12 protein-coding genes are annotated in these 18,659 nt (G+C 41.9%); 3 read left to right on the forward strand and 9 right to left on the reverse strand.

The features are described from left to right. Positions 1–154 precede the first annotated feature (154 nt). From VRK28_RS05535 to VRK28_RS05555, 5 genes are all read right to left on the reverse strand, one after another. A complete protein-coding gene (locus tag VRK28_RS05535) occupies positions 155–616 on the reverse strand; it encodes a methyltransferase family protein (RefSeq protein ID WP_062564848.1) in 462 nt (153 codons plus the stop codon). After that, entirely contained in the window at positions 613–1,236 is a 624-nt protein-coding gene (locus VRK28_RS05540) for a 3'-5' exonuclease (RefSeq protein WP_062564847.1), read from the reverse strand. The genes VRK28_RS05535 and VRK28_RS05540 overlap by 4 nt, the downstream gene beginning before the upstream one ends. 8 nt (positions 1,237–1,244) lie before the next feature. Next, positions 1,245–3,083, reverse strand: coding sequence for a DUF294 nucleotidyltransferase-like domain-containing protein (locus tag VRK28_RS05545; protein WP_062565099.1), 1,839 nt, complete (start codon positions 3,081–3,083; stop codon positions 1,245–1,247). Positions 3,084–3,202: 119 nt separating this feature from the next. Next, complete coding sequence (locus VRK28_RS05550; protein ID WP_062564846.1) at positions 3,203–4,927, reverse strand: sodium:solute symporter family protein; 1,725 nt, start codon at positions 4,925–4,927, stop codon at positions 3,203–3,205. A 10-nt stretch (positions 4,928–4,937) separates the two neighbouring features. Further along, the gene (locus VRK28_RS05555) at positions 4,938–5,201 is read right to left on the reverse strand and encodes a DUF4212 domain-containing protein (RefSeq protein WP_054551160.1); all 264 of its coding nucleotides are present in this window, start codon (positions 5,199–5,201) and stop codon (positions 4,938–4,940) included. A gap of 387 nt (positions 5,202–5,588) precedes the next feature. On the opposite strand from VRK28_RS05555, the gene VRK28_RS05560 reads away from it, so the two are divergent. Next, on the forward strand, positions 5,589–9,029 hold the full coding sequence (locus VRK28_RS05560; protein ID WP_062564845.1) for a PAS domain-containing hybrid sensor histidine kinase/response regulator: 3,441 nt from the start codon (positions 5,589–5,591) through the stop codon (positions 9,027–9,029). Between the two features lie 23 nt (positions 9,030–9,052). Here VRK28_RS05560 and VRK28_RS05565 read toward each other — a convergent pair whose 3' ends face one another. Then, a complete protein-coding gene (locus VRK28_RS05565; RefSeq protein WP_332393607.1) occupies positions 9,053–11,656 on the reverse strand; it encodes a DUF2339 domain-containing protein in 2,604 nt (867 codons plus the stop codon). 105 nt (positions 11,657–11,761) lie between these two features. Next, positions 11,762–13,123 carry a hypothetical protein gene (locus VRK28_RS05570; protein ID WP_175078417.1) on the reverse strand — a complete coding sequence of 454 codons (1,362 nt, stop codon included), beginning with the start codon at positions 13,121–13,123 and terminating at the stop codon, positions 11,762–11,764. Positions 13,124–13,463: 340 nt separating this feature from the next. Between VRK28_RS05570 and purU the strand changes: the two genes are divergently transcribed. Beyond that, positions 13,464–14,294 carry a formyltetrahydrofolate deformylase gene (purU, locus tag VRK28_RS05575; RefSeq protein ID WP_332393608.1) on the forward strand — a complete coding sequence of 277 codons (831 nt, stop codon included), beginning with the start codon at positions 13,464–13,466 and terminating at the stop codon, positions 14,292–14,294. Between the two features lie 52 nt (positions 14,295–14,346). Here purU and VRK28_RS05580 read toward each other — a convergent pair whose 3' ends face one another. Together VRK28_RS05580 and acs are read right to left on the reverse strand one after the other, a co-directional pair. Next, positions 14,347–14,997, reverse strand: a complete 651-nt coding sequence (locus tag VRK28_RS05580; RefSeq protein WP_054551155.1) for a response regulator transcription factor — start codon at positions 14,995–14,997, stop codon at positions 14,347–14,349. 96 nt (positions 14,998–15,093) lie between these two features. Beyond that, on the reverse strand, positions 15,094–17,034 hold the full coding sequence (acs, locus tag VRK28_RS05585) for an acetate--CoA ligase (RefSeq protein ID WP_175078418.1): 1,941 nt from the start codon (positions 17,032–17,034) through the stop codon (positions 15,094–15,096). A gap of 282 nt (positions 17,035–17,316) precedes the next feature. On the opposite strand from acs, the gene VRK28_RS05590 reads away from it, so the two are divergent. Then, on the forward strand, positions 17,317–18,483 hold the full coding sequence (locus tag VRK28_RS05590; RefSeq protein ID WP_332393609.1) for a DcaP family trimeric outer membrane transporter: 1,167 nt from the start codon (positions 17,317–17,319) through the stop codon (positions 18,481–18,483). The last annotated feature ends 176 nt before the right edge of the window (positions 18,484–18,659 follow it).

Genomic DNA, 18,659 nt, shown 5'->3' on the forward strand with positions numbered 1-18,659 from the left:
AATCGACCTGAAGAGTTTTTATAAGAGGTCAGCCAAAATAAAAATTGCTTAGCATGTTTTAGATGGCGCAGTTTTGGTAATCGACCTTACACATTTTTATAAGAGGGCAAGGTAAATAAAACTGCGTTAGCAACCTCAATCTTACTTTTTTCCTTTATAGCCAGCGACGAACAGATTTTTTGTATTGCTGGTATGCTGACCCAAACTTCTCTGCCATAAACGTTTCTTCTGGCATAATTTGAAATCGATTCATATAGAGAATAAATACCGGCAGCATTATAAAACTCGCAATATTACCAAGATAAATTCCCCAACCAACTAACATTAATAACATACCTACATACATTGGGTTACGGCTAAATTGATAAACACCACTTGTAACAAGACTCGCCGACTTTTCTGGAATTCGAGGGTCAACGGTCGTGCCTTGCTTGCGAAATTGATAAACCCCTAATAAAGCAAACATCACACCTGAAAATGCTATGAGTAGTGCTACAAAAGGTGATACAAAAAACGAGAAGCTAAAACTCGTAAACAACTCAGCTGTGCCCCACATCATCAATGCAATGATCAGCAGCAGCGCGACTGGAGGAATTTTTAATTCTAACTGATTCACACAAGCTCCCCTACTTTCAATGCCTTACCACGACTAATTTGATGACACTGGGCTAAGAATAACTCGGCCGTTGCCATGGCATCAGTAAGGGCATGGTGCGAGCTGTAATGCGGTAAGTTGTAGCGTTTACGGCATTCGCTAAGTGTTAAATCATCGTGGCCAATTTCGTGGCCTTGCTGGTGCAGGCGTTTTTTTTCAATAACAAAGGTATCAAGAATTAAACGCGCTTTTGCATCTAAGCCAAGCGTTCTGCAGGCCTGTTTTAAAAACCCCCAATCAAGTGCCGCATTATGAAACACTAAAATGCACTCACCAAAATGCTGATGCAGCTTGCCAAGAATGATTTCGAGGCTTTCACCAGTATCTATGTCTTGTTTTGCAATACCGTGATAAATCGGGCTTTGTTCTAAGCTTTGCACGTCTTTATTTATTAAATGCTGCGCACCGCTGAGCTTAATGCACTGATCTTCTATCATTACCCACGCCACTGAGACAATTTCGTGCTGGCGAGGGTCAAGGCCCGTTAATTCCATGTCTATCACTACGTAGCGCTCTTTATAGGCATCGGCTGCCAAGAGTTGCTTACGTGCTAAATACCGACTTAACCAGCGTTTAACCATAACGCCTCCTATAAACTACCGCGAGCAAATTTAAATGCGGCCGCTTGCTGTGCCTGTTTAACCAAATAAAATGCTTCTTTTAATTGATGTCGCTCTAATGAATTCAACGCATTTGGGTTAATACAGTTGCTAGGCAATCCCTCTTCGTTAATTTGCGTACCTAAACGCAGCTGGGTTAAAAAGCGCCAACAGTCTTTTAGGTTATATAAGTCATCTTTATTGAGTAGCGAAAATTTCATTAACGCATCAATACGCTCTTGCGTATTAGCACGCTGAATACCCGCTTTAAGCGAATATAAACGTACTATGTCGTTGATGATCACCACACCGCGTTTTTTTAAGTCGAGGTACTTATGCTGCTTTTCGTCAGTTTCTAATTTAAATTGATTAAACAAACCAATAGGCACTGGCGTATTTTTAATGTCGCTGGCCATAGCTGCATAGAATAAGTCGTTTTTAGAAATGCGTTTTAGCTGCTCACAAAAGCGCGCATATAAGGTGGTTGAGCCTTCAATAAAACGTAGATCAAAAAATATCTTACAATTGAGCATCGCCTCTGGTGTGGGTGAGGTGATCCACTTATGAAACTTTTCTGTCCAAGCATTAATGCCCATACGGCACTGTGCATTGCTCGCCATAATATTGCCAGGGCAACGTTTTATACCGCACTCAATTAAGTGCTCACAGACATACTCGCCCATGCGCTTAAAGTAATCGTGTTGTTCTTCTGTTAAATCATCAGGTAACAACAGGCCATTATCTTGGTCAGAATGCAGTGTTTGTTCTTCTCGCGCTTGTGAACCAAAACAAATAAAACTAAAGCTGGTTGGTGCCGCGCCATTATCTTCTTGGAACAAACGGATCAAACGCGAAGTCAGTGCATCGGTTAAGCCACTTAATAATTTACCAATCAAGGAGATATCATCAATATTGTTTGAAAAACCTTTTAATAAACCGGGTATCTCTTGCGAATAACGCTTTAAGTCAACCACGCTGTGCGCTTTGTAAATTCGCCCAATTAATTGTACTGGGTCGCTTTTTTGCTGACGCAGTAAATCAGTACTGGTGAGCATACCAAGCGGTTTATGATGTTCATCAAGCACTGGTAAATGGTGAATATTATGCTTAAGCATTAAGTGCAGCGCCGAAAACACGCGGTTATTTTCAAAAATAAACTTGGGTTTACACGTCATGATGCTACTTACTGACTCTTGAGGGTCAACCTCATCGGCCAATACGCGGTTGCGTAAATCTCGGTCGGTGACAACCCCAACGAGGCGATCATGTTCAGTTAGCATAATCGACGAAACACCCTGTTGTTTCATTTTTTTAGCGGTTTGACGAATACTTGCATCAGGAGCCAAGGTAACGGCTTTGCGATTCATCAATTCGCAAATTTTCTTCTCCGACCAACTGTCGTTTTGACTTTTATAATGAGACGACAATAAACGGTTTTTGTGGGCGCGAACAAAGTATTGCTCAAACACTTTATACTCACGGCGTAAGTAATCAAATGCCGCTTGGTTTAGCATGTAAACAATGCCTTCCTTTTGCACTGAAATGCTATTTTGAATCGCTTCGCCAGTTAACAGTGAAGGAAAACCAAAGTAATCGCCACTCGATAACTTAGTAATCACATCGCCTTTTGGGTCGACTAAATCATAATCGCCAGAGCGAATTAAAAATAATCTGAGATTATCTGAACTTAACCACTGATTTTGATTTTCGCGGGTCAGATAAATAATATCGAGATGGTTTACAAAATACTCACTGGCAGCACCATCAAGCTGATTAAATGGCGTTTGCTGCATCACAAATTGGGCGACTTCCTGTTGCTCGGTATTCATGGTCATTCTCGCTATAAAATAGAGACAATATCTACACTACCCCTGTTTGAAATAAATAAAAAGCCCGACTTAAGTCGGGCTTTTGAACTTCAAGAGTGTGTTCTTATAAAATGGTTTTATTAGTGCGCGTGTGCTGCGCTCGAACCTTTAGGGTTACGGATACCTTCAACCATTTCTTGGATTTCAACTGGTGTTTCAGCCGTTAGTTTAAGTACGATAGCTGCAACTACAAAGTTAACAATCATACCAACAAGACCGATACCCTCAGGTGAAATACCAAATAACCAGTTTGCAGGTGCATTCAATTCAGGGCTTACGAACTTGAAGTAGATAATATAAGCCGCTGTGAATGTAATACCTGTCACCATACCCGCAATCGCACCTTCTTTATTCATCTTCTTAGAGAAGATACCCATAATGATGGCTGGGAAGAAGCTCGCCGCTGCTAAGCCGAAGGCAAAGGCAACAACCGAGGCCACGAATCCTGGCGGGTTAATACCAAAGTAAGCTGAAATTACAATCGCTATCATCGCAGCTAGGCGCGCTGCTAGTAGCTCTTGTTTGTCACTTATATCTGGTTTTAAGGTACGTTTTAATAAGTCATGCGATACCGAGGTCGAGATCACCAATAGTAAGCCTGCTGTTGTTGATAGCGCTGCTGCGATACCACCTGCTGCTACTAATGCAATCACCCATGCTGGTAAGTCTGCAATCTCAGGGTTTGCAAGTACCATGATGTCGCGGTCAACTTTAACTTCGTTTGCGCTGTTTGGATCATCAATCTTACCTGCTGAGTAGAACATTTTGCCGTCACCATTTTTATCATTAAAGGTGATTAGGCCTGTTCTTTCCCAGTTTTTAACCCAAGCTGGTGCTTCAGCGTACTCTGTACCGCTACCGTCTTTACCGTTAATTGTATCAATCATGTTTACACGAGCGAATGACGCTACAGCAGGTGCTGTTGTATAAACAATTGCAATGAAAACAAGTGTCCATGCAGCTGAGATACGCGTGTCTTTAACACGAGGAACAGTGAAGAAACGAACGATTACGTGCGGTAAACCTGCAGTACCAACCATTAGTGCGCCTGTGATTGCGAATACATCAATCATGCTCTTCGAGCCTTCGGTGTACTGCGCAAAGCCAAGCTCCGTACTGAGCCCATCTAGTTTATCGAGTACAAACTGTCCTGAGCCATCGCTAAGCGTTGCACCAAAACCTGTTTGTGGGAAGAAGTGACCTGTCATCATCATTGAAATGAAGATTGCTGGAACAAGGTAAGCAAATACCAGTACACAGTACTGAGCTACTTGCGTATATGTAATCCCCTTCATACCGCCTAATACAGCGTAGAAGAATACAATCACCATACCAATGTAAACACCGGTCTCAATATCTACTTCTAAGAAGCGAGAGAAAACTACGCCCACACCACGCATTTGACCTGCGATGTATGTGAAACAGATAAAGATGGCACATAAAATTGCAACAACACGTGCAGCTTGTGAGTAATAACGGTCACCGATGAAATCTGGCACCGTGAACTTACCAAACTTACGTAGGTAAGGTGCTAAACAAAGTGCAAGTAGTACATAACCACCTGTCCAACCCATTAGATATACACCACCGTCATAGCCCGCAAACGAGATAATACCCGCCATTGAGATAAACGATGCCGCACTCATCCAGTCAGCAGCGGTTGCCATACCATTTGCTAGCGGCGGTACACCGCCCCCTGCAACATAGAATTCATTTGTTGACCCAGCACGAGCCCAGATTGCGATGCCGATATAAAGCGCGAAGCTTAAACCGACGATAATAAACGTGAGTGTTTGAACATCCATTGCTTAGCTCCTATTCGTCTACGCCATATTTTTTATCTAACGTATTCATTTTGAAAACGTAAACAAAAATCAAAGCAACAAAGGTGTAAATAGCGCCTTGCTGGGAGAACCAGAAGCCGAGTTTAAACCCAAAGAAACGTATCTCGTTAAGTACGTCTACCAGTAAAATACCGAAGCCAAATGACACGACAAACCAAATTGCTAATAATTTAAATAGCAGTGCGAGGTTTTCCGCCCAATAAGCTTTTGCTTGTTCTTCATCTTTAAAAGCCATTTTTTATCCCCTTATGCATTACAAGAAAGTAATGAGTGGTATTAGTTGTCATTAACTAAGTTAGCAAGGGTTCTGATTTATGGAATTGAGACCATAGTCGTAACAGCTAGTTTACGTTTACGTAAACTGCAAAACACCATTTGTTAATGGATGGTAAAAAACAATAATTAACAACAACTTAACCTATAAAGATAAATTTGCGAAATAGCGAAAATAGTAAAAACGAATGATCTGCGACATTAGTCTAATAAAGATACACAAAACAGTACTATTCATTAATTTTCAACAACTTGCATTTAATTAATTATTATTGCAAAAAATCTTGCCATCGAAATCGCGCATAATTCTGGTAAGGTAGTGTTATTACAATAACTACTGAATTTAAACATGACAGCTGCGCTTTTATTTGTTGCACTCGCCTATATTGGCGTGTTGTTTTGGTTGGCAAATTGGGGAGACAAAACCACTCCTCTTGCTAAAAGAATTAGTCACCACCCATTTGTTTATTCTTTTTCATTAGGGATTTACTGTACGTCTTGGACCTACTACGGTTCAGTTGGTACAGCAGCCACCAGCAGTTGGAATTACTTACCTATTTTAATCGGCCCTGCGTTGCTTTTTTTCTTTGGCCAAGGGTTTTTACGCAAATTAGTACTGGTCAGTAAAAAACAAAATATTACGACCATCGCCGACTTTATTTCAGCTCGCTATGGTAAACGGCAAACCACCGCCATTATGGTAACCATTATCGCTTTATTGGCGACGATTCCGTATATCGCACTGCAATTAAAAGCACTGAGTAGCAGCTTCTTACTACTGCAAAACGACGATCGTATTTCTGGCTCTGTGCTGGCCCTTTCGGCAACACTCATTATGGCGATGTTTGCGATATTCTTTGGTACGCGCAAAGTCGATGTAACCGAATATCGCTCAGGGCTAATGCTCGCTGTCGCCTTTGAATCTATGATTAAGTTATTAGCTTTGGTGGCCGTTGCTGGGCTTGCTTTATACACATTATTTAATTTAAGTACTGTGCAAACAGAGCAGCTAACGGGCTCTATTTGGCAACATTGGCAGAACTTCGACTTTTTTAGCTTTAACTTTATCGGCCAGTCATTAATGGCGGCAGCGGCGATTATCTGTTTACCAAGGCAGTTCCACGTGACTGTGGTCGATAACCAAGATAAACGCCACCTTTATACTGCCCGCTGGGCATTCCCCCTGTATTTATTACTGACTGCTGCAATGATTTTCCCTATTGCAACGGCAGCTATACACCCTGGCATTGGCAGTGGCTTCTCACCAGATAGCTTTGTATTAGCCCTACCGCTGATGCACGAAAACGCCTTTTTAACGACCTTTGTATTTATCGGAGGTCTATCAGCGGCTACAGCGATGATTGTTGTAGCCACACTCACGCTCAGTACCATGATTTCAAACGATGTAGTGCTGCCGTTAATGCTGCGTCGTAAGTTTAAACGTAACCTCATTACTAGCAGCTATAAGTCGCAAATCCTGTTAGTGAGACGCTTCACAATTGCTGGCATTTTGATTTTGTCGTATTTCTACCAGCAATGGTTTGGCCATGGTAAAGCGCTGGCTAGTATGGGTTTAGTGGCCTTTTCTTTGGTATCGCAATTACTCCCAGCTATTGTTGGCGGCTTATACTGGCGAAAAGGCCATGCGTATGGGGTTTATGCCGGATTATTAGCAGGCTTTATTTGCTGGGTTTTGTTCTTAATGCTGCCTATTTTAGATGCAGGCAATACCTTAAACGCAGAGCTGCAACAAACACTTATTACTCGTGGCACCCTAATCGCCTTATTTGCCAATATTGGCTGTTACATAAGTTTTTCACTCGGTGCAGATGAGCGTTTAATTGATAAAATTCAAGCAGCTGCTTTTGTTAATCCAAAAGAGCAAGCGGTATTCGCTAGACGTTTAAATAAAAACGTAAAAGCCACTGTTTACGATTTTAAAGTACTGCTGCAAACCTTCTTAGGTGTGCAGCGCTCGCAGCAAGTGCTGGCTCACTTTGCGTTGTCGCATAACTTAGATGACAACAACGCGCACCCAGAACCTGAGTTTATTGCTTATTGTGAGCGCGCCTTAACCGGTGTACTTGGTGCCTCTTCAGCACAAGCGCTGATCCACACGGTTGCTTCTGGTAAACGCATGGCCTTTGAAGAAGTGGTTAACTTTTTTGATGAAACCACACAGGCCCTGCAATTTAATCAAAACTTATTATTTACCTCTCTCGAAAACCTCAGCCATGGTATTTCGGTTGTTGATAAAGAACTTAATTTAGTGGCATGGAATAAGCGCTACGCAGAGATGTTTGCCTACCCAGATGACTTTCTCGAAGTAGGCCAACCAATTGAAGATGTGCTTAGATACAATGCCGAGCGCGGTGAATGTGGCCCCGGTGAAGTTGAACGCCATGTAGAAAAGCGCGTGCAGCATCTTAAAAACGGCACGCCCCATCACTTTATTCGTCACCGCCGTAATGGCCAAGTGTTCGAAATGATTGGTAACCCACTGCCTGATGGCGGCTTTGTAACAAGTTTCTCTGATATTACCACGCATATCGAAACGCAAAATGCGCTTGAAGAAGTAAACATGGATCTTGAAAACCGCATTGAAGCACGTACTCAAGAAATCCGTACTATCAATAAAGATTTACAAGCACAAATCGATAGCCGAGTACAAACTGAGCAAGCACTTACTTTAGCGAAAAAAGAGGCTGAGCAAGCTAATGACAGTAAAACGCGATTTTTAGCCTTAGCTAGCCACGATATTTTACAACCGCTAAATGCAGCGCGCCTATACCTTGCAGCTATTGATGATAAAACCCTTTCGAGCAACAACTTAAATAACTTTGAAAAGCTGGGTGCAAGCTTAGATTCAACGGTGCATTTGATGTCGGCGCTGTTAGAAATTGCCAAGCTCGAGCAAGGAGCAATGACCCCTACTCCGCGTCACTTTAGTATTGATGACATACTTGCCCCACTGAAAAATGAATACGCCATTATGTCGAGCGAAAAAGGCTTAAAACTGACAGTGCGTTCAAAGGGAATTATCGTTCATAGTGATATCACTTACTTACGCCGAATTATTCAAAACTTGGTGTCAAATGCGGTTAAATACACCGATAGTGGCAGAGTTTTAATTGCTTGTCGCAAACGCAAACATCATTTACGGATTGAAGTATGGGACACAGGCCCCGGCATTACAGAAGTAGAGCAAGCGAAAATCTTCAATGACTTTTATCGTATTGAAGCCGGTGATAACAAAGGGGTTGGCCTTGGCTTAGGAGTTGTAAAACGAATGGCCGACTTACTTTCTTTACGTTTAGATGTAAGTTCAACACCTGGCAAAGGTAGCCGCTTTAGTATTGAAGTACCTTATGGTGAAAGCCAATTTATTCAACAAAAAGATACGCCTAAAAAAGGGGTTGAGAACCGCAGTGCAATGAACATTATTGCTGTGGATGATGACCCTGAAAACCTTAATGCCATGGCAAGCCTATTGCAAAAGTGGCAGGCAAATTATCAGCTCTTTGATCAAGTTGAAACCGTGATGGCCTATGCCAAAGAGCACCGAGCGCCCGATGTGATCTTAATGGATTACCAGTTGGGTCATGATTGCGATGGCATCACGCTTATTAAAACCCTAAGAGAAATTTGGCAAAGCCCAGTGCCTGCCATTTTAATCACAGCGGTGCGTGATGAAGCCCTAAAACAGCAAACCAAAGAAGAGCAAATTCATTACCTTAGTAAACCTGTTAAGCCCGCAAAACTTAAAGCACTGCTTAACCACAGTACTTAACCAACGTTTTTAACAACATCGATTTAAGGCAAAGCAGTAGGCTTTGCCTTAAATTTTTGGAACAACCAACTAAGCCCAACTAACGACAAGCCTAAGCCGATAAACGAAATAGCTCGCAGCAACCCGGTTAAGTTTGCCATATCAATCAAGAACACTTTTAACACCACCAGCGCCAATAAGCCAAGGCCGAGCTTTTGTAATACCGTAATGGTTCTTAACTGCCCCACCACAACCACCAAGGCACCGATAACAAGCCAAACTAAAGAATAACTGTAAAGCTCGGCATCTGAGGTTGGCAAAGCAATATTTATAAACTCGCCTTGCCAGTTATGGCGAATTTCCGCATTGATATATAAAACACTCATCACACCTGCAAGTGCTGTAAACAGCTTTTGTAAATAGTGCTGAGATTTAGTCAGTTGGCTTGCCCAAATTGCAATACAGGCGGGGACTAACCAAAGTAATAGTAACCAGTTAATAATCGGCCAACTGCCTATATTTATCGGCTCAAAAAACGGATTTACAGCAGTAAAGCTTTTCAGTATTAGTAAGCCACTCAGTGTTAATAACGCAAAACCTGCTACTTGATAGAGTTTTGCCAATTGCGCAGTAAAGCGTGAACGCAGTAAATAAATACAACCTAATATACCCCAGTTACAGGTTAATAAAATATGCTCATACACAGACAAGTTCTCAAAGTCTGGGTAGTGCCCCACCAACTGATAGCTCGTCTCTGTGGTAAGAAATAAAGCAATACAATGAAGCGTTGCACCTTCTAGCCACACCCGAACAGATTGCTGCTGCCAGTGCCTCGCTGCAAAGTAAAATAAGCAAGCGCAAACTGGGTATACAACCAAACTCCAGTGCACACCGAGCAGCAACGCACCACTGTAATCAGCTGACCAAGGTGCAAAGCTTAACCTAACTAGTAAAGCGCCAACTAAGCTCTTAAGCGGCCAAGTAGGTATGCTGAGTGACTGTTTATTGACATAAAAACTGATCAACAACACTTGCGCAGCAAGCGCTAAGGTCAAGCTGTTGCCTTCAAGGAGCATGGTTAACGCTAAGCTAATATTGGCATTACCGCCAAGCCAGTAACTAAATACCCGCATTGGATTTGTGCTATTAATTGATAACTTAAATAACCAAGCAGACAGTGCCAGTAATACAAAGCACCAAACCGGATACGCCGTCATCAAGGCATGTTCGGGAGTGATGACATATAAGCAACTAATAATCACAAAACTTGAAAGTGAAGCAAGTAAAGCAAAACCTAAGCGTTTAGGGTATTTACGACCAAACAAAAACCCATAACCCGCAAACAAAGCAATAAAAAACAGCCCTGCTCCGTAATTTTGCCGAAATACAAAAAGCTGCTCAGAGTAATCAACAGCATTGTATTGCCCTGTGAGCAAACACATTACACTCACGGCAGCTAGTATCAGCCAATGATCCCATGCACTGTTTTTTAATACCAAAAGAAGCAGTAAAGCCACTAACGACAACATACTAAGCTGCCAAGTAAGCAGTTGGTTACTGCTCATCAGTAAAAGATAAAGTGGTACGACAACAGCTATCAACAGAGGGTTGTCGGGCAGTTGCTTAAGTAGTGTTTTAAAGCGATGTGGACGGTATTCTATTTGTTTAATACTCAGCCCTAGGCGTGGAATCGCAATTAACAATAGGATGCTAAATAGAGCATAAAGATTAATAAACCAATGCAGGTTTTTAGCTGCACTCATTGCAACTAGGTAATACCAGCCTAAATGACCTGCCCATAACAGATACCACAACCAATGCCGTTTTACGTAATGAGCAACTAGCGAAGCCGATACACTAACAAAAGCAACATAAGTTAGCAGTGCTATAAAGTCATTGCTCCCGGTATTAACCCAAACCGGCACGCTGTAGGCGCCAATAATGCCAATGACCGCTAGCACAGGACCAAAACGCAGAGCCATCCAGCTGGCTGCTACAGAAACTAAGGTTAAAATGCTAAATGCAGGTAAAGCTTGCAGTAAGCCATAATGGCTGTAGGCCAGCAAGGTCAATGCAAAACAACTAATAAAGCCGCCACTTGCCAGCGCCGCGGGAATATAGTTGCTAAACCCATCAAAGATAATACCTTTACGATGTAAAACCTCCGCAGCAACAATTAAGCTCAAACCAAAAATAGCGCCAAGCGTAAGTCGCATGGTTTCGGATAATAAGCCTGCCTCCAGTGAATAGCGTGCTAAAAAGATACCGCCAAAGGCAAGTGCAACCGCTCCTACCCAAGTTAACCAATTAGCTTTGATTTGTGTAACGAGTTGGCTTACTAGCTGATTTAAAGTCGCAGGCTTGGGTTTTGTTTGCTCGGGCTTTTTAGGGATAGCCTCAATCGGCTTACTAATAATTACAGGCTCTGGTTCAAATTTTACTGTGTCAGTCAGATCGTCGTTTGAATTATCAAACTGGTTTGCAGTATTTGTTTGTGGATGATGGGTATATGTCGCGTTAAGTTTGACTCGAAGAGCAGCTACTTCTCGCTTTAAACTAGAGAGTTGAAAAAAGGCAAAAATACCCGCAATTGAGCCACCGACAACAACTAGTGCTAGTAATATTAGTAACGCAATAACGCCATCCATACTCTCTCCTTGTGTACGCTTTAAACAAAAAAGCATAAGCCTTAATTGTTTATACAATAAACACTTAGCAAGAGTAAATAAACAACGATATTGCGTTTTAGCCGGTTAAGACTGTTCAGTCACCGTACGCTCTAAGGTCATTTTAAAACCTGAGTCTGTGGTTTCATCGTGTTCAATCACTAAGATATAGTTACCTTCTTCAGTAAAATCCATATCGCTTTGTTGTAATAGCACAATCTGTTGACCGTTATCTTCAAACACCACATAAGTTGTATAAACTTCGTTATCAACCACCTGCTCTTGTTGGTCGTATTGATCTAACCCTTCAACAACATTGCTAGTATCTTCAACCGTTTCACCATTGAGGGTGAAGTACACATCAACTTCGTCAATCTCTTGCCCTGCATAACTATCAATTAAGTTAACCACAGTAACTGCGTGGCTGTAGCTGCTTGGAGTTAGGTTTTCTTCAATGGTCATCATACGAGGCCCGTAATCTTTATCATTGTAGAAAAGACCAACCGCACTTTGCTCACGCTCTAATGTCATTAAGAAGTTATCGACAATTGTGTCACCCGCTTCGTCTAACATAGCGACGCTATAACTATTTGGTGACATGCTCATGTATTCTGAGTAACTATCGTTGCTAACAACTTCGGTGTTGGTCGCCGTTGTGCCTCGGGTTACTTTAAACTGGGTTTGCGTGTAATCATCTATTGTATTGATAAAACGCAGCTGACCTTGCGCGTCTTGGTGGTTTAGTTGTGTTACTGAGCTACTAGCCGTCACAACATCAAGCGTAATGCCATCTTCTTCTGTTGCATAACTTGGGCGGATCATCGCCATGTACGTTGCTTCATCATTAAAGTACACGGTTGGTGATTCAAAAATCACATCAGTGCTGCCGCTTGCAGTAATATAAATAGTGTAATAACCTTCCTCAAGCGTCGCTAACTCTGGCTCAACGAGGTATTGCGAAGTCATTAATAACTCAGCGGTATCAAATAACCCGTCGTCAGTAGCAACGTATACATCGTAAAGGTTATCTTCACCAACGATATTAAAAAAGCCAACATTGAATTCATCTTCATCGCTTGACGTCGGCACACTGAGCTCAGTAAAAATTGGTTCAGCAAAATCACCATTCATTACTAGCAACTGAGTTTGATCATTTTTAATTTTGATGGTTTCTTCATCGATGGTGATATAACTATCATTGGCATCAACATATTCAAAACTGAGTTCATACTCCCCCGAACTGTAGTTATGACGAGTTGATACATCACCAAAATCTGCGCCCGAACGTTCAGTGTCATCAACAAATAAACGTGTGTATGGGCTGTTGTAAGAGCCATTGTACAGTTGCACATAGCCACTGTTGCTACTGCTGCTGTCATCGCTTGAACAGGCAGCCAGTACCGAAAGCAAACTTGAGGCAACAATTGTTTTAAGCAGAGTGCTTTTCATGGAATTTTTTCCTTATTGTTTGTAATACCCCATTCTGACTCGAATAGTGCGAAAAAATTCTATGTTTTACAAACTATTACCTTCACTTACAGTTACTTACGATAAGGTTAAAAAGTGTAGAAAATGATGTAGAAAAGCACTTAATTAATCATAATTATGGACAGAAAATCACATTTATACTGAAAGCAGCTTACTTTTACACGAAAAGTAAATAATGATTACATTTTAGGCGCTTATGCAATCAAATCAGATAAATTATTAGATAGTTAAATTTGCGCTATGCAGCACAAAAAAATTAGCAAATAATGGTGTTCACACAAACGGGATTAGAATGAGGACTATGAACACGATTTTAACCACACAATGCGATGATGATGTTGGTCTAATTGCCAAGATCACCGGCCTTTGTCATCAGCATAACTTAAACATTACACGTAATAACGAATTTGTAGATAAAGACGCTAAACGCTTTTTTATGCGTACAGAGTTAAGCGGCGTTATTTCAGATGACTTTTTACCAAGCCTTGCTGAGCTACTTCCTAATGGCGCAGAGCTTGCCCTGCACAGCAGCGAAAAAACGAAAGTGGTATTGCTTGCTACCAAAGAAGCGCACTGTTTAGGTGGGGTATTACTTAAGCAATTCGAAAAAGCCTTAAACATCGAAGTATTAGCTGTGATTGCCAACTACGCCGACTTAGCGCCACTGGCTGCTGGCTTTGGTGTACCATTTCATGTGGTATCGCACGAAGGTTTAAGCCGTGCAGAGCATGATCAACAAGTCGGTGATTTAATAGCCAGCTATCAGCCTGACATTATTGGCCTTGCTAAATATATGCGTATTTTAAGCCCTGAATTTGTGGCGCGCTTTGAAGGTAAGATTATTAATATTCACCATTCATTTTTGCCTGCCTTTATTGGCGCAAAGCCTTACCATCAGGCATTTGAGCGCGGTGTAAAAATTATTGGCGCGACCGCTCATTTTGTTAATAATGAGCTCGATGAAGGGCCGATTATTTTACAAGATGTGACGCATGTCAGTCATGCTGATACCGCAGAGATGATGGCAAAAATGGGTAAAGATGTAGAGAAAACTGTGTTCTGTAAAGCGCTGCAACTCGCATCTGAACATAAACTGTTTATCAATGGAAATCGAACCGTGGTGTTCGCTTAAGCAATAAAATGAAGAGGCTGAGTGGCCTCTTTATTGTTTTTATTATCTTTTGTTATGCCGACTCAATAGGCTCTAATTGTAACTTAGAGGCAATTAATACCGCTTGAGTACGGTTATACACACCTAGCTTTCTAAAAATTGCTGTAATGTGTGCTTTAACGGTTGCTTCAGAAATATGTAACTCGTAAGCAATCTGTTTGTTTAACAAGCCTTCGTGCAAGTATTGCAACACCTTGTATTGCTGCGGCGTCAGTGAAGCCACTTGCGCTGCAATTTCCTTGTCTTCGCCATCTACGGCAGCCACTTTATCTTTAAGCTCAAGTGGAAGCCAAACATCGCCTTCAAGAATGTGGTTAATTGCCAGCGCAATATCATCTGATGAAGATGATTTAGGAATAAATCCCATCGCACCATAACCCATTACTTTAGAAACTACATTGATGTCTTCGCTGCCAGAAACAACAGCTATTGGTAAGCTTGGATAATCTTCGCGAATGCGAATAAGGCCGTATAAATCGCCATTGCCTGGCATGTGAAGGTCTAGTAGTAAGATATCAAGATCTTCTTGCTCGCTCAGCACCTGCAAGGTGGTATCAAAGTTTTCCGATTCAAACACTTCTAAATCAGCGAACTTAGCACTCAATGCCCCTTTCAGCGCTTCACGAAATAACGGATGATCGTCCGCTATTAAAAACTGACTCATGGTTCACTCCTAATAAATTCGGCTGACACCTATTTCTAAGTGACAGCCGATATACTACGTTTAGAATCAACTTCTAATCAAGTTTTTAACGCGATTTTAACGATTTAATCGGTTTTCGATTAGCTCATCAACAACGCTCGGATCGGCTAGTGTAGAAGTATCTCCAAGCTGTTGGTGCTCATTTGCCGCAATTTTACGTAAAATTCGACGCATGATCTTACCAGAACGAGTTTTCGGTAAACCTGGAGACCATTGGATCATATCTGGTGAAGCAATTGGGCTTAATTCTTTACGAACCCAGTTACGTACCTCTTTTGTTAGTTCATCGCTTACTACAATCCCCTCATTTGGAGTGATGTAAACATAGATGCCCTGACCTTTAATATCATGTGGGTAACCTACGACTGCAGCTTCTGCTACTGCTTCGTGAGCAACCAATGCACTTTCGATTTCTGCAGTACCTAGGCGGTGACCTGATACGTTAAGTACGTCATCTACACGGCCTGTGATCCAGTAGTAACCATCTTCATCACGGCGACAACCATCACCTGTGAAGTACACGCCTGGGTATGCTGAGAAATAGGTTTGTTCAAAGCGTTCATGGTCGCCATAAACTGTACGTGCTTGTGATGGCCAGCTATCTAAAATAACAAGGTTACCGTCAACCGCGCCTTCTAGTGTATTACCCTCAGCATCAAATAGTGCTGGTGCAATACCAAAGAATGGACGTGTTGCTGAGCCAGGCTTCATATCTGTCGCACCTGGTAATGGTGTGATCATGATGCCGCCAGTCTCTGTTTGCCACCAGGTATCTACGATTGGGCAGTTTTCGTTACCAATATGCTCGTAATACCATGCCCACGCTTCTGGGTTAATTGGCTCACCTACAGAACCCATAACACGAAGACTTTTACGAGTTGAAGTCGCTGTTGGCTCATCGCCTTTCGCCATTAGAGCACGAATAGCAGTTGGTGCTGTGTAAAGAATAGTCACGTTGTGCTTATCAATTACTTCACCCATACGGCCCGCTGTTGGGTAAGTTGGTACACCTTCAAATACGACTTGCGTGCAGCCATTCACTAATGGGCCATAAGCAATGTAGCTGTGACCTGTGATCCAGCCAACATCGGCACTACACCAGAAAATATCGTCTTCTTTAAGATCAAACACATATTCATGTGTCATCGATGCATAAACAAGGTAACCACCGGTAGTATGAACCACACCTTTTGGTTGACCCGTTGAGCCTGAAGTATAAAGAATGAAAAGTGGATCTTCTGCATTCATTGGCTCTGGTTCGCACTCGGCTGGTAAGTCAGCGACAAGCTCATGCCACCAAACATCATGACTATTCCACTCAACTTCACCACCCGTTAGCTGATGAACAATAACGTGCTCAACAGTGGTTACTGAGTCTTGTGATACCGCTTCATCAACATTTGCTTTAAGTGGTACGCAGTTGCCAGCACGGCGACCTTCGTCTGAAGTAATTACCACTTTAGCGCCTGAGTCATTAATTCGGTCAGCAATCGCTGATGGAGAGAAACCACCAAATACTACAGAGTGAATAGCACCAATACGCGCACACGCTTGCATAGCGTAAATAGCCTGCGGTGTCATTGGCATGTAAATAGCGACACGGTCACCTTTTGATACGCCTAATTTTTTAAGGCCGTTGGCCAGTTTAGCGACTTCGTCGTGAAGCTGTTGGTAGCTAATATTTTCGTTGTGTTCAGGGTTATCGCCTTCCCAAATAAGGGCTGTTTTATCGGCTTTAGTGGCAAGGTGGCGGTCAATACAGTTGTAAGATGCATTAAGTTGACCATCTTCATACCAGCGAATGCTGATGTGGCCTTTGTCGAATGAGGTGTTCTTTACTTTGTTATAAGGAGTTGACCAATCAAGGCGTTTACCGTGCTCTCGCCAAAATCCTTCAGGGTCATCAATAGATTGCTTGTACAGTGTATTATATTTATCGTTATCAACTAGTGCTGCATTCTTGATATGCGCTGGTACTGGATAGATACTTTCTGACATTGTTGTCGTCTCCATTTTAATTACTTGCCTACGGCCTGCTTCAAGGATCACTCAGCAAAGCCCCTGAAAGTATTAGACCTTAGTTGTATATCTTGTCATTTAACAAAAAACTTTAAAATTGCCTTCTATAATCTAGTCCAATGTTAGGTTGGATGCGATTTAACTACCCATTCCACCTTAGTCTAATAGACCAATAGATAATTGAGAGAAGTCATTTCTTAAACAACAGTGATACAACAACATTAATGCAATCAACAAGTAGCTTCGACAGGAATACACATTATGACAACAACAAAAGTAACCGCATTAAAGACACTCACAGCTTCAGCTGTTTTATGTGCACTTGCAGGTACCGCTAACGCCGCAACCATTGGTAACACAGACGTTTCTTATGGTGGCTATGTAAAACTTGATGCTATGTGGAGTGATTACTCTGCAGGCGTACCAGCTGGCGGCAGCATTGGCCGTGACTTCTATGTACCAGGTACAACACCTGTAGGCGCAGACAGCGATAGCGATGCAGTATTTGACATGCATGCACGCCAATCTCGCTTTAACCTAGGTACAGCAACAAAATTAGACGATGGTAAAACCATCAAAACTAAAATTGAAATAGACTTTATTGCTTCAGCGCCAGGCGGTAACGAACGTGTTAGTAACTCTTACGCGCCTCGTATTCGTCAAGCATTTGTGACTTATGATGGTTGGTTATTTGGTCAAGCTTGGTCAAACTTTCAAAACGTAGGTGCATTACCTGAAACACTCGACTTCGTTGGTCCTGCAGAAGGTACTGTGTTCGTACGTCAAGCACAGGCACGTTACACTACCGGTAATTGGTCATTCTCTATCGAAAACCCAGAGAGCACAGTTACAGTTGGCGGCGCACGTGTAGCTACTGATGATGCATCAATGCCTGACTTTACAGCACGTTACGCACATAAAGCTGACTGGGGTGAATTAGTATTTACCGGTCTTGCTCGTCAGTTAACTTATAAACAAAATGGCATTGATGCAGATACATCATCGTTCGGTATCAGTGCATCTGGTAAAGTAAATTTTGGTCAAAATAACCTTAAATTTATGCTAACTCAAGGCTCAGGTTTAGGCCGCTACATTGGTTTAAACGTAGCAAATGGTGCGGTGCTTGACGGTGATGATTTAGATGCAATTGATTCAACATCAGGTTTCATTGCCTATCAACAACACTGGAACAGCCAATGGCGCTCAACTTTCCTTTATTCATTCTTCTCAGCAGATAACAACACAGATTTACTTGCTGTGACTGGCGACCCTACAGAAATGAGCCAAAGCTATAGTGCCAACCTTTTATATTCGCCTGTTAAAAAGCTTACATTTGGTGTTGAGTTTAAACATGCTGAGCGTGAGCTAGAAAGCGGTGTTGACGGCGATATGGACCGTCTGCAGTTCTCTGCAAAATACGTATTTTAAGATTTAAACTTATTTTACTTCCTGAAGCGGCTTCGGCCGCTTTTTTTATATCTTCTTTTTATATTTCTGTGCCCTTTAAACTTTTTTGCAAACAATTATTCACTAAAACAGAAAACCCTAATTGCAAATTATTTTCATTTAGATTAAATTACGCATTAATTTCACTATTCATTGAA

The organism is Pseudoalteromonas sp. P80D2, assembly GCF_036680945.1.
Taxonomy (GTDB): Bacteria; Pseudomonadota; Gammaproteobacteria; order Enterobacterales; family Alteromonadaceae; genus Pseudoalteromonas; species Pseudoalteromonas shioyasakiensis.